This is a genomic window from Microbacterium sp. LWH7-1.2 (assembly GCF_038397755.1).
Lineage (GTDB): Bacteria > Actinomycetota > Actinomycetes > Actinomycetales > Microbacteriaceae > Microbacterium.
Genome location: NZ_CP151637.1, coordinates 4,407,559 through 4,431,453 on the forward strand (window position 1 = coordinate 4,407,559; position 23,895 = coordinate 4,431,453).

The window sequence follows — 23,895 nt, forward strand, 5'->3', positions numbered from 1 at the left end:
GATGGGCTTCAACAACCCGGGGGTCCCGTGGTCCGAGATGGAGCGCGTGCTGAGCGGTCGTCGCCGGCCAGACGCGCCGCCGGCCGGCGCGGACGGCGGCGACAGTCCCGCATGGTCGCACAAGCGGGGGCCGTACGTCGCGCCCGAGATCGAGCGCCCGGCCGATGCGATCCCGTACGCCGAGCTGCACGCGCACTCGTCGTACTCGTTCCTCGACGGGGCATCCTCGCCCGAGGAGCTCGCCGAGGAGGCGGAGCGCCTGGGGCTGCATGCCCTCGCGGTAACCGACCACGACGGGTTCTACGGCATCGTCCGGTTCGCCGAAGCCGCCGAGGCGCTCCAGCTCAAGACGGTGTTCGGCGCCGAGCTGTCGCTCGAGCTGCCGAAGCCGCAGAACGGGGAGGCCGATCCGGTCGGCGCGCATCTGCTGGTGCTCGCGCGGGGTGAGGAGGGATACCACCGGCTGGCGGGCGCGATCACCCACGCGCAGCTGCAGGGCGCTGAGAAGGGCCGGCCGGTCTACGACCTCGACGAACTCGCCGCGCAGGCGGCAGGGGAGTGGGCGGTGCTCACCGGATGCCGAAAGGGCGCCGTGCGCCGCGCGCTCGCCGAGAGCCCCGCCGCGGCCGCCGGCGAACTCGACCGTCTCGTGACCCTGTTCGGGAAAGACAACGTGCACGTCGAGCTCATCGATCACGGCAATCCGCTCGACACCCGCGACAACGACGTGCTCGTCGGGCTCGCGCGGGAGCGCGGCCTTCCGCTCCTGGCGACCAACAACGTCCACTACGCGGTGCCGAAGCGGCAGCTGCTCGCGGCGGCGGTCGCCGCCGTGCGCGCGAATCGCGGTCTCGACGAGCTCGACGGCTGGCTGCCCGCGCATGCCGGTGCGCATCTGCGGTCGGGGGCCGAGATGGCGGAGCGCTTCGTGCGGTTCCCGGATGCGGTCGCCCGGACCGTGACGCTCGCCGACGAACTCGCTTTCCCGCTGCGCAAGGCCAAGCCGGCGCTCCCGAAGCAGAAGGTGCCGGAGGGGCACACGCCGATGTCGTGGCTGCGGCACCTGGTGTGGGAGGCAGTGCCGCGCAAGTACCCCGACCTGACGGAGGAGAACCGGGCGCGCATCGAGAAGGAGCTCGGAGTCATCGAGATGAAGGATTTCCCCGGCTACTTCCTGATCGTCCACGGCATCGTGCAGTTCGCGCGGAGCCAGGGCATCCTCTGTCAGGGGCGCGGCTCCGCCGCCAACAGCGCCATCTGCTACCTGCTCGACATCACCGCCGTCGACGCGATCGGGTACGACCTGCCGTTCGAACGGTTCCTGTCGAGTCTGCGCGAGGAGGAGCCCGACATCGACGTCGACTTCGACTCCGACCGCCGCGAAGAGGTCATCCAGTGGGTGTACCGGGAGTACGGGCGCGATCGTGCGGCACAGGTCGCGAACGTCATCCAGTACCGACCCAAGAACGCCGTGCGCGACATGGCGAAGGCGCTGGGGCATTCGCCGGGCCAGCAGGACGCCTGGTCGAAGCAGATCGAAGGCTGGGGAGCGCTCCTCGAGACGGGAGCCGGGCACGACATCCCCGATCAGGTGCTGGAGTTCGCCTCCGAGCTGCTCAAGGCGCCGCGGCACCTCGGCATCCATTCCGGCGGCATGGTGCTCACCGACCGCCCCGTGGGCGAGGTCGTGCCGATCGAGCACGCCCGCATGGAGAACCGCACGGTGATCCAGTGGGACAAGGACGACGCCGCCTGGATGGGGCTCGTGAAGTTCGACCTGCTAGGCCTCGGGATGCTGGCAGCCCTGCAGTACTGCTTCGACATGATCCGTGCTTCGACCGGGGAGGACTGGGAGCTGTCGACCCTCCCGAAGGAGGAGAAGGCGGTCTACGACATGCTGTGCCGCGCCGACTCGATCGGGGTGTTCCAGGTCGAATCGCGTGCGCAGATAGGCCTTCTGCCGCGCCTGCAGCCGCGCCGGTTCTACGACCTCGTGATCGAGATCGCGCTCATCCGCCCCGGCCCCATCCAGGGCGGTGCCGTGCACCCGTTCGTCAAGCGCAAGCTCGGGCAGGAGGACGTGACCTACCCGCATCCCAAACTGGTGCCGGTGCTGGAGCGAACGCTCGGAATCCCGGTGTTCCAGGAGCAGCTCATGCAGATGGGCATGGCCGTCGGCGGGCTCACCGGAGAGGACGCCGACCTGCTGCGACGCGCCATGGGGTCCAAGCGGGGGATCGAGCGCATCGACTCGCTGAAGAAGAAGCTGTACGCCGGCATGGCCGAGAACGATCTCGTGGGCGAGGAGGCCGACGCGATCTACGCCAAGATCCAGGCGTTCGCGAACTTCGGCTTCGCCGAGTCGCACTCGCTGTCGTTCGCGCTGCTGGTCTACGCCAGTTCGTGGATCAAGCTGCACTATCCGGCGGCGTTCCTGGCCGGCCTGCTGCGGGCGCAGCCGATGGGCTTCTACTCGCCCGCGACGCTCGTGGGCGACGCGCGCCATCACGGGGTCGAGGTGCGTCGCCCCGACCTGCACCTGTCCGGCAGCGAGGCGGTGCTCGAGCCCGTCGCCGGCGCTTCGACAGATTCAGCGACCGGAATCGAAGGGCCTACCGGCCTCGACTCGTGTGCGGAGCGCAAGCAGCCGCCCGTCGGTCTCTTCGACATCGACGCGCCTGACGAATCCGCGGCGCACCGTCGCGACGGGAGGTTCGCGGTGCGGCTGGGTCTGGCGGGGGTGAAGGGGATCGGCGCGACGGTCGCCCAGCGCATCGTCGCCGCGCGCGAGTCGGGCGGGCTGTTCCGCGACCTTCGCGATCTCGTGCGGCGCACCAGCATCACCGCGGTCCAGGTCGAGGCGCTCGCCACCGCGGGGGCGTTCGAATGCCTCGGGCTCAGCAGACGCGAGGCGATCTGGCTCGCGGGGTCGGCGGCGCAGGACCGCCCTGAGTTCCTGCCGGACTCGCTCATCGCGGTGCAGCCGCCGCTGTTCGCCGACCCCACCAGCTACGAGCGCCTCGCCGCCGACCTGTGGGCGACGGGCATCTCCACCGACGACCACCCGATCACCCACTACCGCTCCGGGCTCGACGCGCGTGGCGTGCTGACGTCCCGCGAACTGCGCAGCCACGAGGTCGGCCGCCGCGTCGAGGTCGCAGGCCTCGTCACTCATCGGCAGCGGCCGGCCACAGCATCCGGAATCACATTCCTCAACCTCGAAGACGAACACGGCCTCGTCAACATCGTGTGCTCGCTCGGCGTCTGGAACCGGTATCGCCGCATCGTGCGCGACTCGCCCGCGCTCATCGCGCGCGGCATGCTCGAGCGTTCGGCCGAGGGTGTGACGAACCTCATCGCCGACGCGTTCGAAGACCTCCGCGTCGGCGTGCAGCATCGCACCAGGGACTTCCGCTGAGGATGCCGGTCAGATCTCGTCTTCCCATCCGACCTCGGCAGACGGGGCGGGGTCGACGGTGGCGATCGGGTGCAGACGTCTCTGGATCGACTTCATCCGCTCGATCGCACCCTCATCGACGAGCTCCCCGTTTTCGTCGTGGACGTCACGCGCGACCATCTGGCTCGCCGGCCCGATGAGCACCGTCACCTCACCGACGGAGCCGTCCGGCTCCCTCGTCGGAAGCGTCACCGCCTCGGCCTCGCCCGCTTCGGCCAGCGCCTGGCTGCAGCGCAGAAGTGTGGCGGCGAGGTCGTCACCCGTCACGAACTCGCTTCCCGCATAGATCACCCGCTTCACGAGTTCCTTTCTACTTGAGGACTCGCCGTCGCTCTCGGGGGTTGCAGCCCGGCGCCGAAGGGGCTACAACCCGCCTCGACCGATGTGGGCCTGCATCCTCGAGACGCGTGTGCGAGGCCTACTCGACCAGCTTCCCGGCAACGGACACCTCGCGCATCAGCGCGGCGATCTCAGCGGGGATCGGCGGGATCTGCTCCCGTACGACTCCGGTCGAGGGGGACCACACCAGGTTGACCTGCAGTTCGGGATCGATGTCCGGGTAGTCGCTGCGGTTGTGGCATCCGCGGGTCTCCCGCCGTTCGAGCGCGGCTTCGAGCGTCGCCCGTGCGGCGAGGGCCGCCGATTTGAGGTCGAACGCATGTGCGAGATCGTGATACCCCGCGATGTCGGGGTGCACGCCGATGTCTGTCATCCGCGCTTCGATCGCGTCGAGTTCGGCGAGACCGGCGAGAAGCCCCTCCTCGTCACGCACGACACCGGCGTGTTCTGTCATCGTGTCGCGGATGGCGCGCTGGAGAGCCCGGACGTTCTCGGTTCCGGATGCCGCGAGAAGGACGTCGATCTCCGCGCGGGCCGTCGCGACGGCCGACGTCGAACGCGTCTGGGCGGGGAGCGCGGCCGAATACGCGGCGGCAGCCTGTCCGACGATGCGACCGAACACCAGGAGCTCGATGAGCGAGTTGCCGCCGAGCCGGTTGGCGCCGTGGAGGCCCGAAGACGCCTCGCCGATGGCGTAGAGTCCCGGCACGTCGGTGGAGTGGTCCGACGAGCGCACCCAGACGCCGCCCATCGAGTAGTGCGCCGTCGGTGCGATCTCGATCGGCTCCTTGGTGATGTCGAGCATCTGCAGCTCGAGCATCGTCTGGTACACGCGCGGGAGGCGGGTCATGATCGTCTCGCGCGGGAGGTGCGAGACGTCGAGCCAGACGCCGCCGTTCGGGGTGCCGCGGCCCTCCTTGATCTCGGTGTAGCAGGCCAGGGCGACACGGTCACGTGTCGACAGTTCGAGGCGCTCGGGGTCGTACTTGTGCATGAAGCGCTCGCCGAGGCCGTTGCGCAGGATGCCGCCTTCGCCGCGTGCCGCCTCCGAGATGAGGGTGCCGGCCGCGTTCTCGGGCTCGATGATGCCGCTCGGGTGGAACTGCACGAGCTCCGGATCACGAAGCCGGCCGCCTGCCTCCACCGCGAGGCGGAAGGAGTCGCCGGTGTTCTCGTCGCGTCGCGACGACGTGCGCCGCCAGATGCGGTTGTGCCCGCCCGCGGCGAGGATCACGGCGTCCGCGTGGATGAGGTAGCGCGTGCCGTCCTCGAGGTCGAAGCCATACGCGCCGAAGACAGCCCCGTCGTCGTTCACGAGGATGCGCGTCACGTAGACGGTGTCGAGGATCGGCACGTGCAGCTGCGCGGCCCGGTTGATCAGCGTGCGCTGTATCTCGAGTCCCGTGTAGTCGCCGGCGAACGCGGTGCGACGGTACGTATGCGCGCCGAAGAATCGCTGCGAGATGCGGCCGTCGTCCTCGCGGGCGAACGGCATGCCGTAGCGCTCGAGGTCTTCGATCCCGCGAGCGGCGCCCGACGTGACGATCTCGACGGTGTGCGGGTCGGCGAGCAGGTAGCTCTCCTTCAGCGTGTCCGCGGCGTGCTGCTGCCAGCTGTCGTCGGCATCCATGGTGCCGAGGGCGGCGTTGATGCCGCCGGCCGCGAGGGAGGTGTGGGCGTCGGACTTCGGGCGCTTGCCCAGCGCGAGCACGTCGACGCCCGCTTCGGCGAGTTCGATGGCCGCACGGAGACCGGAGCCCCCGGTGCCGATCACGAGGACGGTGGTGGAAAGCCGGCGTTCTGAGGGGATCACATCAGATACGCTAAGCAGTTCGCATCGATTACTCCAATGCATATACGTGGTCGCATCGATAGCAATAGGCTATCTATATGAATCTCGAGCAGCTCCGCGCGTTCGTCACTGTGGCTCAGCTCGGCAATTTCACCCGCGCCGCCGAGCAGCTCCACCTTGCGCAGCCGTCGCTGAGCCGCCAGATCTCGACACTCGAGCAGAGCCTGGGTGCGGAGCTGTTCCATCGGGCTCGCGCGGGCAGCACACCGACCGCGGCGGGTGAGGCGTTGCTGCCCCTCGCCCGCCGGATGCTCGCCGACGCAGCATCCGTTCGACGCGAGATCGACGAGCTCGCCGGCCTGCGGCGCGGCCGCATCCGTCTCGGGGCGACGCCCACCCTCTGTATCAGCCTCGTCGCCGAGGTCCTGAGTGCGTTCCACGCCGAGCATCCCGGGATCGAGCTGCACATCACCGAGAGCGGGTCGCGCGGTCTGCTCGACGATCTTGCGGGAGGCGAACTGGACCTCGCGCTGATCACCACCTCGGACGCGGCATCCGCCGAGCGATTCACCGTCACGCCGCTCCTCGTCGAAGAGCTCGTCGTCATCTCGTCGAGCGGTACGCCTCCGCTCACGTCGCGGAAGAGCATCGGCCTCGGCGACGTCGCCGCGCTGCCGCAGGTCGTCTTCAGCTCGACGTACGACCTGCGCGCCACCACCGATGCCGCGTTCGCGGCGGCGGGACTGACGCCGCACACGGTCATCGAGGGTGCCGAGATGGACGCCGTGCTGCGCTTCGTCGAGCGCGGGATCGGCGTCGCGATCGTGCCCGCGATGGTGCTCATCGAGCGTTCCGGACTGCGATCGGTCCGCCTCTCCCACCCGACCCTGACGCGTACCATCAGCATCGCGCGGGTCAGCGACATGGCTCCGGCAGCGGCCGTCGAGGTGATGCAGCGGACGATCGAGCGCACAGCGGCCGGGCTCGCCGCACTGCCCCAGGCGACGATGCGGCTCGCGTAGTGCAGAGAGCGGGAACCGGACGGAAGCTGCGGGTCGCGCGTTCGGTCATCGAGGCGGCCGAAGCTGTTCACTGCAGGATGGACGCGATATGGTGAGCCGCGGGCAGCTCGCCGTGATCCTGGGAAACGATCACAGCGCGGCCGTCCGGTCTGGGGATCTCTGGGGCTGGGCCGCTGATTTCCCCTGCGCTCCCCCCGCGCAAGGACGGTCCCTCGGACGTTGCAGCTAGATCCTGTAGCGTCCGAGGGACCTCAGCCTGTCCCGCGAGCATCACGCGCCCTTGGGGGAGGGCTCGGCACTGGGGATGCCTGTGCGACGCCGCCGAAAGGTGTGGGACCCGGCTTGCTGCCACCCTAGCCGGTCACGATGTCGCAGGCGGCGAGGGCCACGCCGCTCCTTCGTCTGACCTCGCCGGCGAGGTTCGCCAGGCGCAGTTCGACGGTGGAACACACCACCTCGAGGTCATCCTTTCGCGAGTCCGGGCGGGCGGATCGGCCGAGCGCTGGGCAGGGTAGCGCGTGAGCGCGGTCGCGTCGACCCCCACGACGCGCGCTCGGCTCGCGCGGAGGGTGGGTGCTCCACCGCCAGTTCGAAGGAGCATCATGTACTTCCACCTGCAACAGCTCATCAATCCGATCGAGCAGGACGAGCCCGATCCCGCCGCGGCCAACGCGTTGCAGGAGGGGTTGGGCGGCCAATTCGGCGAGATGCGCACGATGATGCAGTACCTGTTCCAGAGCATCAACTTCCGTGGGCCGGAGGGCAAGCCCTACAAGGATCTCCTCCAGGGGATCGGCACCGAAGAGATCGGCCACGTCGAGCTCATCGGCACGACGATCGCGCGGCTGCTCGACGGCTCGCCCCGTTACAAGGGGCGCCCCGACGATCCGGTCGACGAGCCCGGCGCCGGCGGTGCCGTTCCGCTGAACATCGCGCTGTCGGAGAGCAACATCCATCACTACCTGGTGGGAGCTCAGGGTGCGCTGCCGGTGGACGCGGCGGGGAACCCGTGGAGCGGCAGCTACGTGTACAACTCGGGCAACCTCGTGCTCGACCTGCTCTACAACCTGATGCTCGAGTCGACCGGGCGGCTGCAGAAGTGCCGGATCTACGAGATGACCGCGAACAAGACCGCGCGGTCGACGATCTCGTATCTGATCGTGCGCGACCAGGCCCACGAGAACGCGTACGCCAAGGCGCTCGAGACACTCGGTGTGAACTGGAGGACCGCGCTGCCGATCCCGAAGACGAGCGCCGAGCAGTTCCCCGAGGTCAAGCGCCTGCTCGATCTGGGGCTGCAGAGCAAGCAGTACTCGTTCGATCTCGACGATCAGTCCGAGGCCGGCAAGATCTTCCAGGGGCTGTCGCCGTCCGGTGACGGAACCATGTTGGATGCCTCGCAGCAGGCGCCGGAAGGGGCTCCGATCACCATCGCCCCCGAGCGCCGCGAGGAGTTCTCGCCAGGTGCCGACGCCGAACTGACGGCGCTGATCGCGGCCACGGCCGAGATGGAGATGGCCGACATGGAAGCGACGTTCGGACGCCTGTGAGAGAAGTCAGGCCGTCGGTGACGGTCGTGATCCCGGTGCGCGACGACGCGGCGCTGCTGCGCCGGTGCCTCGAGGCGCTGGCGCGGCAGACGTGGGCCCCGGACGAGGTGATCGTCGTGGACGACGGCTCGCGCGACGGCTCCGCCGCCGTGGCCGCGGAGCACGCAGCGACCGTCGTGTGCGGCCCGCCGCGTGGCATCGCCAGCGCGGCCGCCGCCGGATACGACCTGGCGAGGGGCGAGATCATCGCCCGCCTCGACGCGGACTCGCTGCCTCCCGACGACTGGCTCGAGCATCTCCTGCCACCGCTCGTGCGGGACCCGTCGCTGGGCGCTGTCACGGGCGATGCGCGGTTCTTGGACGGTTCGCCGCGGGTGCGCCGCTTCGGGGCCGCTGCGTACCTGAGCGCCTATCGCGCCGTGCTTCTTCCCACCCTCGGGCACATGCCGTTGTTCGGCTCGAACATGGCGATGCGGCGCGAGGCCTGGTCGCGGGTATCCGCCGAGGTCCACCGCGACGACGATCTGCTGCACGACGACCTGGACCTCTCGTTCCACCTCGGCAGGACGCACCGCATCCGGCGCGTGCGCGGGGCCGAGGTCGGCATCTCGGCACGACCGCTGAACGTCGACTCGGCGATGCTGCTGCGCGTTCGCCGGGGATTCCACACGGTGCTCCTCCATTGGCCACGGGACTTCCCGCCCCGGAGATGGATGACACGTGCACGCTCGCTGCTCGGTCAGCGCGCCGCGCCGCGGCTCCGATTCAGTGGAGCGGGCATCGAGGCTGTGCCGCCGAGGCACGCACCCGCCCGCCGGACCGCGGCTTGGTCGGAAGACGTCGTCGATTGACTCCCAGTCCGGCGTCGGAGATTCGGAGCCGGGGATCGCTCAGAACGGTGATCGCGGCGGCGAGTCCTGCGATGGCGAGCTTCTCACCAGGGCATCGATGGCCGGTGCGCACGTCCGCGCCCCCGTGAGGAATGAACGCGGGCAGCGCCTCGTAGTCCTCGACGCCGGCGAAGCGGCCGGGATCGAAACGGTCGGGATGCTGCCACCAGGATTCGTCGGTGTCGGTCCCGAGAATGTCCAGCACCACGCGGCCCCCGGCGCGCAGCCGCACTCCGTCCAGCTCCACGTCGGTGATCGCCCACCCTGGGAGGATCGGGACGAACGGGGCGGTGCGGCGGATCTCCTGCGCGAACGCGACGGCCAGGGGGCCCGGTGCAAGCGTCTGCCGCTCGGCGGATTCCGTCGCGATGCGCGTCCGCCACTCCGGGCGGTCGTGCAGCTCTTTGGCGGCGAATGCGACGAACCTGGCCACAGCGATCATCGGCCGGATCGTGTTCTGCAGCTCCACCCCGGCGGGCCGAGCGTCGAGCAGCCGCCCGTACTCATCCCGATGCTGCGACCAGGTCTCCAGGGCGGATCCGGGCGCGGTCGCGAGGCGCCCGTCGCGCGCGGCCTGGATCAAGCGTTCCGCGTGGGCGTCCGACCAGCGGCGGTCCACGAGCGCCACCACATATGCCGGCGAGTACGGCGACCCGAAACCGTCGACGATCCGTGCAAGGCGGGCGGCCCACCTGGTCTGTGCTGACGGCGTGCCGGGAAGGCCTGCCCACCGCATCACCGAACGCCCGAACGCTCCCACCGCGGCGTCGTAGGCCGAGCGTCTCCCGCCGTCGACCCACGCCGCGAGCTCCGCGCGCCACTCCTCGTCCAGCAACGGCCTGAGGCGTTCCACGTGTGCGTCTTCGTACGCGATGTCCACGAATGCGGCCTTGCGATGGCGGTGCTCCGGCCCGTCCAGGCTGTGCACCGATTCATGCCCGAACAGCGTCTCCTGCACGATCGCAGGCATCGCGCCGTGCCGCGCGATCGCGTCGGCGTCGTAGAACAGGCCCACCCCCTCGGCTCCGCGCACGAGCATCGCATCGCGGAACATCAGCCGCATGGGCGCGGCCCGCGCCCCAGGACGTGCGCGCCGCCAGATGCGGGCGCCGAAGTCGTAGCCCTTGGTCAGAAGGGCGGGCGCGTCGTCGAGGAGCCGCGGCCGGCGATCTGCGGTCACCCGCACGCGGTTCAGGGCTTGAGGACGACCTTGATGCATCCGTCCTCCTTCTTCTGGAACGTCTCGTACAGGGCAGGCGCCTCATCGAGCGGCACGCGGTGGGTGACGAGGTCCATCACCCCGAAGGGGTCGGTCGGTTCCTCGACGAGCGGCAGCAGCTCATCGGTCCACCGCTTCACATTGCATTGACCCATCCGCAGCGAGATCTGCTTGTCGAAGAGCGTCTTCATCGGCATCAGGTCCGCTTCTCCTGCGTAGACGCCGCTGATGGACACTGTCCCACCGCGACGGACGAGGTCGATGGCGCTGTGCAGAGCGGCGAGCCGGTCCATGCCTGCGGTGTCCATGACCTTCTGCGCAATGGGGTCGGGGAGGAGGCCCACCGCCTGCTGCGCGAACTTCACCGCGGGGTTGCCGTGGGCTTCGAGCCCGACCGCGTCCACGACGGCGTCCGCCCCTCGGCCGTCGGTGAGGTCACGCAGTCTGTCGATCACGTCGTCCGTCAGCTCGAAAGTGTCGACGCCGTGCCGTTCCGCCATCGCGCGTCGCTCTGCGACGGGGTCGATGGCGAGCACGCGGTAACCGCGGTGCACCCCGATCCGGGCCGCGAACTGACCGACCGGGCCGAGGCCCATCACCGCCAGCGTGCCGCCCTCGGGCACCTGCGCATACTCCACGCCCTGCCAGGCGGTCGGCAGGATGTCGCTGAGGAACAGATACCGCTCGTCCGGCAGATCGACGCCGACCCGCACCGTGTTGTATTCGGCGAACGGCACCCGCAGCAGCTCGGCCTGACCGCCCGGGACCTGTCCGTACAGTTTCGTGTAGCCGAAGAGCGCGGCACCGGTGCCGTATTCGCGGACCTGTGTCGTCTCGCACTGCGACTGCAGGCCCGAACGGCACATGAAGCAGTGTCCGCACGCGATGTTGAAGGGCACCACGACCCGGTCGCCGACGGCGAGTGTCGTCACGTCCTTTCCGACCTCCACGACCACACCCATCGGCTCATGGCCGAGGATGTCGCCCGCGTCGAGGAAAGGACCGAACAGTTCGTACAGATGCAGATCGGAGCCGCAGATCGCCGTGGAGGTGATCCGCACGATCGCGTCGGTGGGCTCCTCGATTCTCGGGTCGGGCACCGTCTCGACACTGATGCTGCGCTTGCCCTGCCATGTGACTGCTCTCATCGCACTGCCCTTCTCGGCCTGCTCGTGTCGGAGCTCTCGAACCCCGAATCGCTCACCTGCCGAACGTATGCGGGGGCCATCGACGCCGCGCGTGGGTTGACGAGATCCCGCGCGAGTGCGACCATGCCCCGGTTCGTGTTGCGGTCGACCACGTCCCGTCGGCTCACGCGTGCGACGGAGGCGATGCCGGCGATGAAGGCGCGCGCTAATCGTCTTTCTCGGCGACCCGCACGAGCAGCACCAGTGCCCGGTCGACGGTGGCTCGAAGCACATCATCGGGTTCGCCGTCGAAGTGGAACAGCTCGGCCCCCGCGCCCGTGGCATCGGCCCAGCCCACGAACACGGTGCCAGGAGGATGACCGTCCTCGCTGTCAGGGCCGCCCACACCGGTCGTCGCGACGGCGATGTCAGCCTTCAGCAGGGAACGTACTCCGCGCGCCAGTCGGCTGGCGCATTCGGCTGAACACGGGTCGAGTCCATCAGGCAGTCCCAGAACCTGCACCTTCACCGCCGTCTGGTAGGCCACCACCGCGCCGGAGAACCAGTCGCTCGCGTTCTCGCCCTTGCCGATCTCGCTCGCCAGCAGACCGCAGGTGAGCGATTCCGCGACGGCAACGGTGAGCGCACGCTCGGTAGCGAGCTCGCTGAGACGCTCGATCGGACTCTTCACGGGACCACCCTTCCACGCAACTGTCGACGCCCGCCCCGGGCGGCAGAGATCAGAGCAGTGCCTTGCGGAGGAAGACCTGCTCGATGCCGTCGTCACCGTCGACGCGCTGTGATTCGCGGTAGCCGAGGCGTTCGTACAGTCGCAGGTTCGCCTCGCTCAGCGATCCCGTGAAGAGCTCAGCCTCGCGGCATCCCTCGTCGCGGCCACGATCTTCGACAGCGCGCAGCAGCCGGGAGCCGATTCCGAGCCCCTGGAGGTCCGGAGCGATCACCAGCCGGCCGATGAGCAGCAGACCGGATTCCTGCCGGGCGCGCACAGCGCCGACCAGCCTCGATCCGTGCAGCGCGACGCGCCCGAGGTTGTCGGCCAGCTCTGCTCTCAGCTCGTCGAGAGTCTGGGTGAGGGGCGGCATGCGGACGGTGTCGTAGATCAGCGCCTCCTGCACGAACGCGGCGCGTTGCAGGGTCAGCACCTCGCCGGCGTCTTCTTCACGGATGTCGCGGATCGTCAGGTCCTGCGGATCGCGGCTGTTCATCACGATCAGTAAACCGGCTCCTGTCGATCGCGCGAACCGGGTTGACTCGGAAGCGCTGATCCATCAGCGGACGCAACGAACGGGTATCCGACAACGCCGCGCTGAGTCAAGACGCCATGCGGAGCAGCGTCCGGTGCGAGAATGGCGCGACGGGCGGCACGGGCCGGGGTGACCCGCCAGCACCGGAAGCGAGAAGCGGTGGCTGTGAGAAGCGAGATATCGAGAGCGCTGGCGCACGCGCTCGAGCGCTCGGAGATCACCGCGTGGTTCCAGCCTCAGATCGACCTGGTGACCAACAGAGTGGTGGCCGTCGAGGCATTGTGCAGGTGGACTCACCCGGATTGGGGCCCGGTAGGGCCGAATGAGTTCATTCCCATCGCCGAAGAGGACGGCATGATCGGCGAGATCGGCCGGTTCATGGCCGCACAGGCGCTCGCCATGATGGCGAAGTGGGGCATCGAGGTCTCCGTCAACGTGTCACCCACGCAGCTGCAGGATTCGGCGTTCGCCACATGGCTGGGGCGGCTCGTCGACCGGATCAGCCATCCCGCACGTCGGCTCACGCTCGAGATCACCGAGGGTCGCCACATCGGCAACGTGTCGGCGGTCGTGGCTCGGCTCGATCGCCTGCGAGCGATGGGGCTGGGCATCGCTCTCGATGACTTCGGCGCCGGACAGGCGTCGCTGACTCAGCTCAAGCGGCTTCACGCCACTGAGTTGAAGATCGACCGCGCACTGGTGGCGGACGAATCCCCGGCCGCCGAGCGCACGATGGGCAGCGCGATCGCGGTCGCTCATGACGCCGGCATCCGCGTCGTTGCGGAGGGGATCGAGACGTCGCAGCAGCTGGAGAGGGTCAGGTCGATGGGGTGCGACCGCGGTCAGGGCTATCTGTTCGCGAGACCCATGCCGCGGGACCAGATGGACGCGCTGCTGACCGCCTAGCGCGATCGGCCGCGCGTACGGGTCACGCTAAGAACGCACTGCAGCGTCGCGAGAGCCGCAAGGGTCGACTCGGCGCCGCGATTGTCGTTGCGGCCCTCAGGCGTAAGGCCGTCGTAACCGGCGCCCGACACCGGATCGAACAGCGGGATGCCGAGATCGTTCTCGCCTTGGAACCAGCCCCATGCTGCGTACAGCGGCATCAGCCAGCGGTCGTCGCAGGTGGTCTGGAAGGCTCGCAGGCACGCCTGTGCGAGAGCGCCTGCTTCGATCGGCTGCTGATCGAACGCCGGCCGCGCATCACCCGGTCCACGCCCGCCGACCGGGGTCACCGATAAGCGTCCGTCGGGGCCGGATTCGATGGAGATCAAGACGCCGAGCAGCTCCGTTCCGCGTTCGACGAGCCGGTCGTCATCCAGCGCGCGGCCCGCGGCGATGAGCGCCTCCGGAATCGCGGCGTTGGCGTATCGCAGCCGCGATTCGGGCCACCGCCAGTCCGAAGCCCCCGACCGGCACGGGGCGATGGCGTCGGCCGCGTCTCGGAGCAGCTCCAGCGCCGCAGCATCCGTCCCCTCTGGACCGGCCATCTCGACGGCGCCGAGCGCGGCGAAGCAGAGCGCGCGCAGCCAGGGCGATCGGGCTCTCGCCGCCCGCTCGAAGACCGCCGTCGCGCGCTCGCGGATCGATGCCCGGCTCGAGCGGCGCGCCGCGATCCCGAGTCCCCACAGGGCGCGGCCCCACCAGTCTCCGAGACCGGCTTCGTCGGTCCATTCGCCGCCATGACCCATGCGGTTGTGCACGAGGCCGTCCTCGGTGACGGCGGACTCGAGGAAACGCAGGTAGCAGTCGGCCAGGGCGGCCGCGGCATCCGATCGTCCGTCCTCCGGTGCGGTGACGGCAAGTCCCCGGGCGACATCGTCGACGCAGTATCCCAGCGCGCGGCGCGGCTGGTCGCCGAGCGCGTGCTCGAACAGGCCACGCTCGTCCGTCATCGCCTCCAGGTGGCCGAGGGGAAGTCCGGTCGGGATCACGCCGCCCGCTCCGCAAGGAGCCGCTCGACGAGTTCGAGATAGCGCTCGGCGACGTCGGACCAGGACAGACCCCGGCCATCGCGACGTGATGCGCGGCTCTCGTCGCCGAGCCTCAGCATCCGTTCGATGCCTGATGTCATCGCGGCGAGATCGTCGTGCGGCACGGCGACGCCCGCGGAGCCGGTGAGCGTCTCGACAGCGTGCGGGAAGGCGGTCGCGACGACCGGCACGCCCGCGGCGACCGCCTCGGCGAGCACCCCGGACGTCGCCTGCTCCTTCGAGTCGTAGGGGAGCAGCACCGCGTCGGCGCCGCCCAGCAGCGCTGCCAGATCCTCCGCCGAGAGATATTCGTTGACGAAGCGGACGGATGCCTCGATCCCGAGGTCGCGGGCGAGCCCGATGAGCGAGTCGCGGTACGCCTCTCCGCTGTGCGCGAGCACTTTCGGGTGCGTCTGTCCGGCGACGACGTAGGTCGCATCGACACCGCGCGCCCGCAGGCCCGCGAAGGCGCGGAGTCCGCGCTCGAGGCCTTTGCCGGGCGCGATGAGACCCCACGTCAGGACGGTGGGGGATGCGGCGCGACGGTGCACCGAGTGCCGCGGCAGCACCGCCGCACCGTGCGGGATGACGTGCACCTTGGCGCTGTCGACACGGAAGGAGGTGACGAGGGTCTCGCGTGCGCGCTCGGTCATCACGACCGCCGCGGTGGACAGGCTGACGACGCGTTCGAGCACCTGTCGCTGCCCGGCGGTCGGCTGGTGCAGGACGGTGTGCAGCACGGTGATCACCGGCACGCGCAACGAGCTCAGGACGGCCAGGACGTCGTCCCCGTCGGCACCGCCGTAGATGCCGTACTCGTGCTGCACGATGACGGCGTCGCATCGGTTCAGCGACCGCGCCGCCCGGACGTGGCTGTCGGCGTCGTCCGCGCGCATGGCGCATGGGATGCGAACGCCGGGGTCGGTCGACGGCACCATCTCGTCGCCGGGTTCGAGCACGCGTACGACCACCGACCGTGCGGATCTCGGGTCGGTGATCGCGGTGGCCAGCGAGCGCGTGAACGTCGCAAGGCCGCACCGGGTCGGCGGGTACGTCGACAGGAATCCGAATAGCATTTCTTCCCCTCCCTCACGATGCGCGGGCGCGCACCGTCTGGCGAGGGTTCCCACGGTGGGTCGCGACGTCCCTATAGACGTCGAGGTAGGCGTCGACCATCCGGTCGGCATCGAAGCGGGCGCGCGCCCGCGCGCGTACCCGGTCTCGATCGAGGACGACGGCGTCGCTCACCGCCGCCGCGGCCCGCGTGATGCGGTCGTCGGCGTGCGGATCCACGAGGATGCCCGTGACGCCCGCATCGACCACCTCGGGCATCGCGCCGCGGGCGTACGCCACGACCGGGGTTCCGCACGCCATCGCCTCAGCGACCGACAGCCCGAACGGCTCGTCGAAGTGGACGGGATGCAGCAGTGCCGCGGCAGCGCCGAGCACGCGAGGTCGGTCTTCGGCCGTCACGGCGCCGAGGTACACCACTCGGTCGTCATCGATCCGGGGCCGCACCAGATCGCGGAAGTACGCCTCGTCCTGGACGATCCCGCACAGGATCAGCCGTCGGCCGGTTGCCGCGGCGATGTCGATCGCGTCGAGGATCCCCTTATCGGGATGCATGCGACTGAAGACCACGAGGTCGTCGCCGCCGGGCCCGAGCGGGAAGGCGTCGAGGTCGATGCCGTGCGGAATCGTCGCGGTGTACCGCAGCGCGGACGCCCGATCGGCATTCGAGATCGAGACGAAGGCCGAGCGGGATCGCTCGTAGGCGGGAAGGATGCCGCGCCCCGAGAACCCGTGCACGGTCGTCACGAGCGGCGATCGCCACTGGGCGTCGAACGCCAGCGGGAGCCAGTCGAGATGGTTGTGGATCAGATCGAACTCGGCCGAGCGAGCGAGGGCGCGGGCGACATGCAGTGCCTCCCACACGCGGCCGTCCATCGAGGGGTCCTCCGTGTACCCGTGGGCCGCGACCGCATCGAGATGCGCCGAGGTGATCGAGTCCGCCGTCGCGAAGAGCGTCACATCGACGCCGCGTCGAACCAGGCGCTCCGTGAGGATCGAGGCCATCAGCTCCCACGGCCCGTAATGCACCGGGGGCGTGCGCCAGGCGATCGGAGCCAGCATCCCGATCCGCAGGCCGCTCACGTCCTGCAGCGCGGGAGTGCGTTCCAGCGTCGACCGTTCTCTCATGGGCTTCCTCACCTCGGGCGGCGAGGGTGATCTGCACGGTAGAGCGGTTGATCAGGTCACGCGGGGGGCTTGACAACGGCGGCCCCGGTCGTCTCGCGAGGCGAGACTCACCGAGGGCACGTGCGCCTGTCGATTTCGCGGACCGGCGCCGAGAACCAGCGATGGCCCCTCGTACCGGCGAGCCGTCGTGATTCGCATTCGACGGACAGCGCGGACGCCCTGCCTTCGTACTGCTTGCCGACTCCGCTCACACGGCGATGCTGGTACTGGGACGTCGAGGTCACGGTGACTCCGGGGCTGCGTCTCGGGTCGGTGAGCGCAGTCTGCGTTCCGCATGCCGTGTGTCCCATGGCTGTCGTTCCAGGTCACAGGATTTCGAGATCGCCGGGCTTAGAGCGGATGCGAGCGTTGAGGTGCCATTCTCACGCCGAGATCCTCGCCCCACTGGCGAGCCCGTTCGACCTCGCCATCCACCAACCGGCTGGATCGGTCGACCAGGAAGCTCGTCGGGTCGGCCAATCGCTCGCCCCCCGCCTTCGCGAGGCGGCGGTCGATCGATGCCGCAGCCGAGCCGCTGAAGATGCGAGGCATGTCGACGCGAGTGTCGAAAGCGGCGAAACGTCCGGCGGGATGGGGGGTGTGAGCGAGCCACTCGCGGATACCGGCCTCCGTCCAGCCGTCGTCGAGCTTCAGGTTCTTCTGCTCGTCGCCCGCCCAGACGACGGCCTCGGCACGTGACTCCGGGCGACTCAGACCGTGCGCGTGCGTCGGTCCGCCGATGACGGGCGTGTCGAGCTCGCCGGCCAGTTCGCCGACCCGGCCGATGGGCAGGACGATCACGGGGCAGTGGGGACGGATGCCGTCGGCGATTGCCTCCGCGATGCTGCGGGTGTTGCCGAACATCGACTCGTACACGATGGCGACGTGGGCGGTGCCCTCAACCGGAGTGTCCATTTCGTCCCTTCTCGAATGCGGATGGCGTGAGGCGCGGCGACTCATCTCGTCGTCCGTTCTCATGCGAGCTGATCGCGGAAGCGATCGTCGGGTCGAAGGTCCCGCCAGCCTGGTCGCGCGCGACAGGACCTTCGACCCGCCGCCGATGCGGTGACGGGGCCTACCGTCTGGGCAACGGCGTGATGAAGCCGGACCGGAGGAGGAGTCACTGATGGAACGCATCGTTCTCGGCTACGACGGCAGCCCGGCATCCGTTTCAGCGCTGTCTTGGGTGGCTGATCGAGCGGCTCGCGAGGTGGCGAAGGTCGGCGTGGTGAACGTCGTGTCGCAGTTCGCGTCGGATCGCCGCGCCGCGCTCGATCGGCTCTCGGATGCTGAGGCCTTTCTTCGTCAGCGGGCGCCGGGTGTCGGCGTGGAACTCCACCGACTGGAGGGCGCGGTCACGGATGCGCTGACCGGGTTCGCGACGGAAGCGGATCTGCTCGTCATGGGTATCAACCCGGGCCATCCGATTCGTGCGGCGCTGGCGGGCGCGATGCCTCTGCGGGTCAGCGCCCATTCTCATGTGCCGGTCGTCATGGTGCCCGCCGAATGGGCAGATATCGGGGATCCGATCACGGTGGGTATCGCCGATGGCGATTCATCCGACGTCGCGCTGGCGTTTGCCGCGCGGGAGGCGGACTCGGTCGAGGGCTCGATCCGGCTGGTGCATGCCTGGCTGATGCCGACTCCCGCGTTGTTCTCGGGGACGACCGCGCTCGTGCTGGCTCCCGAGGATGTGATGGCGGAGCACCGGGCGAGGCTGGACGCCGCCGTCGATTGGATCGCCGAGCGCTACCCCGCCATGAGCGTCGAGAGTGAGCTTGTGCGTGACAGCCGGACCGCGGCGCTGCTGCGGTCTGCGCCGCGCAGCTCGATGCTCGTCATCGGCGCGAATCATCGGGGGCGGCTGGCGGGCGGCCTGCTCGGCTCCGTCGCGGAAGGCGTGGTCTGGCAGGCGGAATGCCCCGTTGCCGTTGTGCCCCGGGACCAAGCGCTTCTCTCGCGGCTGACGGAGGACTGACCCATGACGCGCATCGATCGCATCGGCCGCATCGCCTTGCTGATAATGCAGGCTTTCGTGGCCGTGACCGCCTGCGCCGGTGGGGTGGTCCTGATTCTCGGAAGCGTGAACGCGGCGTGGTCATCGGTGCTCGTGCCACCGCTCGACTATCTCGAAGGCTCCCCGTTCTCGTCCTACCTCGTGCCGGGGATTCTCCTCGTAGTGCTCGTGGCGAGCGTCCACGCCCTGGCGTTCGTTGCGACGATCTCCGACTCCGTGTGGACGAACCTTGCCGCCGCGGCGGGCGGGTTCGCCTGTGTGATCTGGATCGGAGTCCAGATGGTGTTCATCCCGTTCAGCGTCCTGCAGGCCGTGTACTTCGTCGTCGGACTGGTGGAGCTGGGGGTGACGATGGCGCGTTTGGGGATCCTCGAACCGGTCACTCCTCTGCACCGGACCACGTTCGTGTCGACACGCGGACAGTGATCGCCACGCGCGACGAAATGAGACTGCAGCCTCCTCGGTTGGTACGCGGGAGGTCGGCGACTTCCAGCGTCACGCCCCGGGGTCAGGGCCAGGGTCAGCTCGGCCGGTCGTTGCGGTGCTCGAGCTCGAATACCGCGGCCTGCGTGCGGCGCTCCAAGCCAAGCTTGCTCAGCAGGGACGAGACGTAGTTCTTGACCGTCTTCTCCGCGATGCCGAGTTCATCGCCGATCTGACGATTGGTGAGCCCGTCGGCGATCAGGCGAAGGATCTGTCGTTCGCGTAGTCCGAGCGAACCCAGCCGCGGGTCGGCGTCCTCGCCGGCCCGCCGCCGAAGCTGCTCCGTCGCGCGTCGCACGACGGCGTCGTTCATCAGTGATCGCCCTCGGGCGACGGACCGGATCGCTTCGACGAGGCGTCGTCCGCCGACGTCTTTCAGGATGTAGCCCGCGGCGCCGGCGAGCACGGACGCCCTCACCGCCGAGTCATCGTCGTACGCCGTCAAGATGAGACAGGCGACGGTGGGCATGCGCGAGCGGATGTCACGACAGAGATCGATCCCGTCGCCGTCGGGTAGCCGCATGTCGAGCACGGCGACGTCCGGCATGGTCGCTTGGATGCGGCCGACGGCCTGTCGCACGGTGCCCGCTTCCCCCACGATCTCCAGATCCGATTGGGATCGCACGAGGTCGGCAAGCCCTCGTCGCACGATCTCATGGTCGTCGACGAGGAACACCGTCGTCATTGCGCCTCTCCCGTGTGCGAGACCGCGTCGGGTGCCGGAACCGGAACCGTCCATCGGGCGGATGTCGCCCCGGAGACTGAGTCCACGGTGAATTCCCCACCCCTGGCCGCAGCCCGCTCGGCGAGGTTCTGAAGGCCGCTGCGCCGCCCGGCCTCGGCCATCCCCACGCCGTCGTTTTCTACGAGAACGAGGACGGAGTCCTCCACCAGGGCGACCTCCACCGAGATGTGGTCCGCCACGGAGTGTCGCACGGCGTTGCTGAGGAGCTCGCGCACGACCGCCACCACGTCATCGCTCAGCGGCCCTGTTATTCCGTGGTCCACCGGACCGGTGAATCTGATCGCGGGCGGCCGGCGGCGTGCCGCCGACTGATCTGCCACCACATCGATCACGCGGTGCCGCAGCGAACTCTCATCGCGATGCGAGAGCGCGAACACCACCGTCCGGATCTGCGAGATCGCGTCGTCGAGCTGATCGATCGATTCGCTCAGCCTGTCGGCGTCACGACCGGGAGGCAGCCCGCCGGCGACGGCCTGCAGCGTCAGTCCCGTGCCGAAGAGCTGCTGGATCACGTGGTCGTGCAGGTCCCGGGCGATTCGGCGCCGATCGTCGGCGAGCATTGAACGCTGCGCCTCTTCTCGGGCATGTGCGAGCTCCAATGCGATCGTGGCGCGCGAGGCGAAGTCGGAGATGCTGTCGATCTCCGCCGTCGTGAACCGCGGTCGGTCCGGGGCGCGGGAGATGCAGAGCACGCCCCAGAGGCGCCCACCCGTACGAAGGGGAGCAGCCACGACCGGCCCCGCGACGTCGTCGACGATCGCCCTTGCGGGATCTGGCGAGGCGGAAAGCGCCCGCGCGTGGGCGGTCGTTCTGCCTGTGGCGAGGAGCTCGCCGGCACAGGTCGACTGCGGGTCGACGACGGCGCCGCGCAGTTGTGACTCGTCACTGCCGCGGGCAGCGGCCACCTGCAACTCGGCGCGGGCTCCGTCCTTGAGGAAAACCACGACCTTGTCGATCTCGGGCAGCTCGAAGATGCGACTCGCGATCAGATCGAACGCGGTCGTGGTGGAAGAGGACAGCAGGGCCGCGGAGAGCCCCGCGGCCGCGCTCATCCAGCGTTCGCGCGTGCGCGCTCGTTCGAGCAGACGGGCGTTCTCGACGGCGAACCCCGCGGTCGTGGCAAGGGCCTCGACGAGGCGCTCATCCTCTTCGGTGAAGAGTCCGCCGCGTCGATTGGTGAGGTAGAGATTCCCGAAGACCTCCCCGCGGACGCGCACAGGAACGCCGAGAAAGGACTCCATCCGGGGGTGATGGTCGGGAAATCCGGCGGCGCGTGGGTCTGCGGCCATGTCGGCGAGCCGGATCGGTCGAGGATCGGCGATGAGCGCACCCAGCAGCCCGTGTCCGGTGGGCAGGTCCCCGATCTTCGACGCTTCGTCTTCCGTGAGTCCGACGTAGATGAACTCCTCGAGCGCGTCGCGCTCAGGTGCGATGACGCCCAGTGCTCCGTATTCAGCATCCACCAGAGTCGTCGCGGCCTGGGCTATCCGGCGCAGCACGGTCGCCAGATCGATCTCCTCGACGACCGCTTGCGTGGCGGTGAGCAGCGCCCGCAACCTCCCTTGGGTCGTGCGAACTCGCTCGGCTTGAACGACAAGAGTCGCGAGAGCCTCGTCCAGGTCGAGGCGCGGCCCATCCGGGAAAGACAACTGCTCCATCTCGCTCATGAGGGCCCTTCCCTTGGTGCCGAGGCCACAGTACGACCTCGTCTGCCGTGTCACCAGGTCGGCGGGACTTTCGGCCCTCCGTACGCCCCGGCGGCGTGCTGGTCTGAGAGCACAACCGCCGAATCGGGGGTAAGTGATGAACGTGGAGACGCAGTCGGCGGTGCGGACGCGCCTGATGCCGTGGATCCTCATCGTCGCGACCGGAGAGGTGGTGGGTTTCGCGTTCCCCGCCGTCGTCGGTGTATCGATGAACTCGTCGTCCGCGGCGGGAGTAGCGATCGTCATCGCCGGCTTCATCGAGGGCGTCATTCTCGGCGGAGCGCAGTACCTGGCGATGCGGCGGGATCTGCCGCACCTGCGTCCGAAAGTCTGGGTCTCGCTCACCGGCGGGGCTGCCGCGGTTGCATATGTGTGCGGGCTGCTGCCGTCAGCTCTCGAACCTTGGTGGACGAGGTGGCCGGTGCCTCTACAGTCTGCCGCGCTCGCCGTTCTCGTCGTCATCATTCTCGGATCGGTGGGCGGTGCCCAGTGGACCGAACTGCGGCACCACCTCAGTGGAGCCGCGTGGTGGATCGTCGGCACCGCGGTCGCGTGGCTCGCCGGGCTCGGTCTCTTCTTCGTGATCGCTCCGCCGTTGTGGCACGAGGGGCAGTCGGTTGCGACGGCGATCGCGATCGGTCTGCTCGCCGCAACCGCCATGGCGATCGTCATGGCAGCGGTGACAGGCATCACATTCGGCCTGTTGCTCAGCCGCCGACGCCGCACTGAATCCGGGCGCGTTCCCGAGACATGACGGAGCGGCGGAAGGCACGAGGAGACGGTTGGCCGGCTATCGCGACAGGAGAGCGAGGTCTCGGCCGAATGCTTCGGCGACCGCGGCGCCATCGATGAATTCGGAGTCGACCTGGATGCCGCACGACAGGCGTCCCGCGTACGACACCGCAGCCACTCCCATGCGTACGTTCGCTGCGAGCACGGCGACCGGCCAGAGGTGCGTCATCGGGGCGCCCGCCAGCGCCAGTTGTTCCCGGGGACCAGGGACGTTGGTGATGAACCCGCCGACGAGGTGCTGCCGTCTTGCCAGGCGATTCATGAGGTGCGCTCCCATCGGTCCCCGCATCAGCTCCAGGGTCCCCTGGGCCCGCGCGGCGACCTTCGCAATCCTGGTCTGGGCCGCGATTCGCTCGAGTCGGTCGTCGACCGGCGCTCGAAGCGGCAGTCGAACGAGCATGACTCCGACGGCGTTCGCCTCGTTCCTGCGAGGCAGCGCGACCGGCACCGACACGGGCAGCTCAGGGGGCACCTCCTCGCCGGCCGAGATCAGTGCGGCGCGGTACGCGCTCGCGGCGGCCGCCAGCAGAGCGTCGTTCACTGACGCGCCCCTCGTGCGCGCGTGGCTCGCGACCCGCGCAAGGTCGACTTCCAGGAACGACACTCCGTGATGCGGGCTCCGGGGGCCGAGCAGCACGGTCTCGGGAATTCCGCGTGCCAGCAACGTTGCGATCATGCGTCGCGTCGCAGACACGGGGTGGGTCCAATGGGCCCTCGGGTGTGCCTCGTCGGGCACCGGGCGCTGGTGGCCCGGCGACAGCGCATGCTCCCTCGTGGAATCCGAGTCGAGGAGACGATGGAGGATCTCGGCGGCCGCGATGCCGTCGGCGATCGCATGGTGGATGCGGACGATGAACGCGGCGCCGCCGTGTCCGCTTCCTCGAGCGACGAGCAACTCCCAGAGGGGACGTTCTCGCGGCAGGCGCTCGCCCATGAGCTGACCGCACCGCCGTTCCAGCTCGCTCTCTGCCAGCGGCGGTTCGAGGCGGACGTGGTGGTCAAGGTCCGGTTCCCGTGAGACCCAGTGGTGCCTTCGAGCGCCCACGGGCACCTGCCGCAGTGCCGGAATCTGTGAGATCTTGGTCGCGAGGTGAGATCGAAGCGCGACCAGGTCGACATCACCCCGCGGTCCCACGAAGCCGCCAGGCGACAGCAGCCCGGCTGCGAGGAAGACGTTCACCTGGCCGGGTCGATCCAAGACCAGATTCGCCTCGTCCACCGGCCGGAGCTTCGGCGCGGCTTTTGTCGTCCCATTCATCTCTGCATCCAGCCTGGCCTTC

The 23,895-nt window shown here is 69.1% G+C and carries 21 protein-coding genes and 1 pseudogene; 8 read left to right on the forward strand and 14 right to left on the reverse strand.

Annotation, left to right across the window (positions count from 1 at the left end):
* The first annotated feature begins 1 nt into the window (after position 1).
* Positions 2-3,418, forward strand: a complete 3,417-nt coding sequence (locus tag MRBLWH7_RS20505; protein WP_341997873.1) for an error-prone DNA polymerase — start codon at positions 2-4, stop codon at positions 3,416-3,418.
* 9 nt (positions 3,419-3,427) lie between these two features.
* Here MRBLWH7_RS20505 and MRBLWH7_RS20510 read toward each other — a convergent pair whose 3' ends face one another.
* Both MRBLWH7_RS20510 and MRBLWH7_RS20515 read right to left on the reverse strand, forming a co-directional pair.
* A complete protein-coding gene (locus MRBLWH7_RS20510; RefSeq protein WP_341997875.1) occupies positions 3,428-3,757 on the reverse strand; it encodes a hypothetical protein in 330 nt (109 codons plus the stop codon).
* A gap of 118 nt (positions 3,758-3,875) precedes the next feature.
* Positions 3,876-5,609 carry an FAD-dependent oxidoreductase gene (locus tag MRBLWH7_RS20515; protein WP_341997877.1) on the reverse strand — a complete coding sequence of 578 codons (1,734 nt, stop codon included), beginning with the start codon at positions 5,607-5,609 and terminating at the stop codon, positions 3,876-3,878.
* A 77-nt stretch (positions 5,610-5,686) separates the two neighbouring features.
* Between MRBLWH7_RS20515 and MRBLWH7_RS20520 the strand changes: the two genes are divergently transcribed.
* The 3 genes from MRBLWH7_RS20520 to MRBLWH7_RS20530 all read left to right on the forward strand — a co-directional run bounded on the left by MRBLWH7_RS20520 (position 5,687) and on the right by MRBLWH7_RS20530 (position 9,011).
* Complete coding sequence (locus MRBLWH7_RS20520; RefSeq protein ID WP_341997879.1) at positions 5,687-6,610, forward strand: LysR substrate-binding domain-containing protein; 924 nt, start codon at positions 5,687-5,689, stop codon at positions 6,608-6,610.
* A gap of 602 nt (positions 6,611-7,212) precedes the next feature.
* Positions 7,213-8,160 (forward strand): manganese catalase family protein, encoded by a 948-nt coding sequence (locus MRBLWH7_RS20525; protein WP_341997881.1) that lies wholly within the window; start codon positions 7,213-7,215, stop codon positions 8,158-8,160.
* Between the two features lie 17 nt (positions 8,161-8,177).
* Positions 8,178-9,011: a glycosyltransferase family A protein gene (locus MRBLWH7_RS20530; RefSeq protein ID WP_341997883.1), complete on the forward strand. Its 834-nt coding sequence runs from the start codon at positions 8,178-8,180 to the stop codon at positions 9,009-9,011.
* Here the strand turns inward: MRBLWH7_RS20530 and MRBLWH7_RS20535 are convergent.
* The 4 genes from MRBLWH7_RS20535 to MRBLWH7_RS20550 form a co-directional block, all read right to left on the reverse strand.
* Complete coding sequence (locus MRBLWH7_RS20535; protein WP_341997885.1) at positions 8,926-10,269, reverse strand: cytochrome P450; 1,344 nt, start codon at positions 10,267-10,269, stop codon at positions 8,926-8,928. The two genes, MRBLWH7_RS20530 and MRBLWH7_RS20535, sit on opposite strands and share 86 nt — an antisense overlap.
* Positions 10,242-11,417, reverse strand: coding sequence for a zinc-dependent alcohol dehydrogenase (locus MRBLWH7_RS20540; RefSeq protein WP_341997887.1), 1,176 nt, complete (start codon positions 11,415-11,417; stop codon positions 10,242-10,244). Before MRBLWH7_RS20540 ends, MRBLWH7_RS20535 begins: the two co-directional genes overlap by 28 nt.
* Before the next feature lie 205 nt (positions 11,418-11,622).
* Positions 11,623-12,087: a CinA family protein gene (locus tag MRBLWH7_RS20545; RefSeq protein ID WP_341997889.1), complete on the reverse strand. Its 465-nt coding sequence runs from the start codon at positions 12,085-12,087 to the stop codon at positions 11,623-11,625.
* A gap of 49 nt (positions 12,088-12,136) precedes the next feature.
* A complete protein-coding gene (locus MRBLWH7_RS20550) occupies positions 12,137-12,622 on the reverse strand; it encodes a GNAT family N-acetyltransferase (protein ID WP_341997891.1) in 486 nt (161 codons plus the stop codon).
* 204 nt (positions 12,623-12,826) lie between these two features.
* Between MRBLWH7_RS20550 and MRBLWH7_RS20555 the strand changes: the two genes are divergently transcribed.
* Complete coding sequence (locus MRBLWH7_RS20555) at positions 12,827-13,567, forward strand: EAL domain-containing protein (protein WP_341997893.1); 741 nt, start codon at positions 12,827-12,829, stop codon at positions 13,565-13,567.
* Here MRBLWH7_RS20555 and MRBLWH7_RS20560 read toward each other — a convergent pair.
* The 4 genes from MRBLWH7_RS20560 to MRBLWH7_RS20575 all read right to left on the reverse strand — a co-directional run bounded on the left by MRBLWH7_RS20560 (position 13,564) and on the right by MRBLWH7_RS20575 (position 17,787).
* A complete protein-coding gene (locus tag MRBLWH7_RS20560) occupies positions 13,564-14,595 on the reverse strand; it encodes a glycosyltransferase (RefSeq protein ID WP_341997895.1) in 1,032 nt (343 codons plus the stop codon). The two genes, MRBLWH7_RS20555 and MRBLWH7_RS20560, sit on opposite strands and share 4 nt — an antisense overlap.
* Positions 14,592-15,710 (reverse strand): glycosyltransferase, encoded by a 1,119-nt coding sequence (locus tag MRBLWH7_RS20565; RefSeq protein ID WP_341997896.1) that lies wholly within the window; start codon positions 15,708-15,710, stop codon positions 14,592-14,594. The genes MRBLWH7_RS20560 and MRBLWH7_RS20565 overlap by 4 nt, the downstream gene beginning before the upstream one ends.
* A gap of 13 nt (positions 15,711-15,723) precedes the next feature.
* Positions 15,724-16,833: a glycosyltransferase family 4 protein gene (locus MRBLWH7_RS20570; protein ID WP_341997898.1), complete on the reverse strand. Its 1,110-nt coding sequence runs from the start codon at positions 16,831-16,833 to the stop codon at positions 15,724-15,726.
* Positions 16,834-17,223: 390 nt separating this feature from the next.
* Positions 17,224-17,787, reverse strand: coding sequence for a hypothetical protein (locus tag MRBLWH7_RS20575; protein ID WP_341997900.1), 564 nt, complete (start codon positions 17,785-17,787; stop codon positions 17,224-17,226).
* Positions 17,788-17,998: 211 nt separating this feature from the next.
* Here MRBLWH7_RS20575 and MRBLWH7_RS20580 point away from each other — a divergent pair, with 211 nt between their 5' ends.
* On the forward strand, positions 17,999-18,850 hold the full coding sequence (locus MRBLWH7_RS20580) for a universal stress protein (RefSeq protein WP_341997902.1): 852 nt from the start codon (positions 17,999-18,001) through the stop codon (positions 18,848-18,850).
* A 3-nt stretch (positions 18,851-18,853) separates the two neighbouring features.
* Positions 18,854-19,315: a hypothetical protein gene (locus MRBLWH7_RS20585; RefSeq protein WP_341997904.1), complete on the forward strand. Its 462-nt coding sequence runs from the start codon at positions 18,854-18,856 to the stop codon at positions 19,313-19,315.
* A 94-nt stretch (positions 19,316-19,409) separates the two neighbouring features.
* Here the strand turns inward: MRBLWH7_RS20585 and MRBLWH7_RS20590 are convergent, their stop codons facing one another.
* Together MRBLWH7_RS20590 and MRBLWH7_RS20595 are read right to left on the reverse strand one after the other, a co-directional pair.
* On the reverse strand, positions 19,410-20,057 hold the full coding sequence (locus MRBLWH7_RS20590; protein ID WP_341997906.1) for a response regulator transcription factor: 648 nt from the start codon (positions 20,055-20,057) through the stop codon (positions 19,410-19,412).
* Positions 20,054-21,784: a GAF domain-containing protein gene (locus MRBLWH7_RS20595; protein WP_341997908.1), complete on the reverse strand. Its 1,731-nt coding sequence runs from the start codon at positions 21,782-21,784 to the stop codon at positions 20,054-20,056. Before MRBLWH7_RS20595 ends, MRBLWH7_RS20590 begins: the two co-directional genes overlap by 4 nt.
* A 136-nt stretch (positions 21,785-21,920) precedes the next feature.
* Between MRBLWH7_RS20595 and MRBLWH7_RS20600 the strand changes: the two genes are divergently transcribed.
* Positions 21,921-22,577 (forward strand): hypothetical protein, encoded by a 657-nt coding sequence (locus MRBLWH7_RS20600; protein WP_341997910.1) that lies wholly within the window; start codon positions 21,921-21,923, stop codon positions 22,575-22,577.
* A gap of 36 nt (positions 22,578-22,613) precedes the next feature.
* Here the strand turns inward: MRBLWH7_RS20600 and MRBLWH7_RS20605 are convergent, their stop codons facing one another.
* On the reverse strand, positions 22,614-23,156 hold the full coding sequence (locus MRBLWH7_RS20605; protein ID WP_342002164.1) for a WS/DGAT domain-containing protein: 543 nt from the start codon (positions 23,154-23,156) through the stop codon (positions 22,614-22,616).
* A gap of 180 nt (positions 23,157-23,336) precedes the next feature.
* Positions 23,337-23,873 (reverse strand): annotated as a pseudogene (locus MRBLWH7_RS20610) (wax ester/triacylglycerol synthase domain-containing protein); the annotation flags it as partial.
* Between the last annotated feature and the right edge of the window lie 22 nt (positions 23,874-23,895).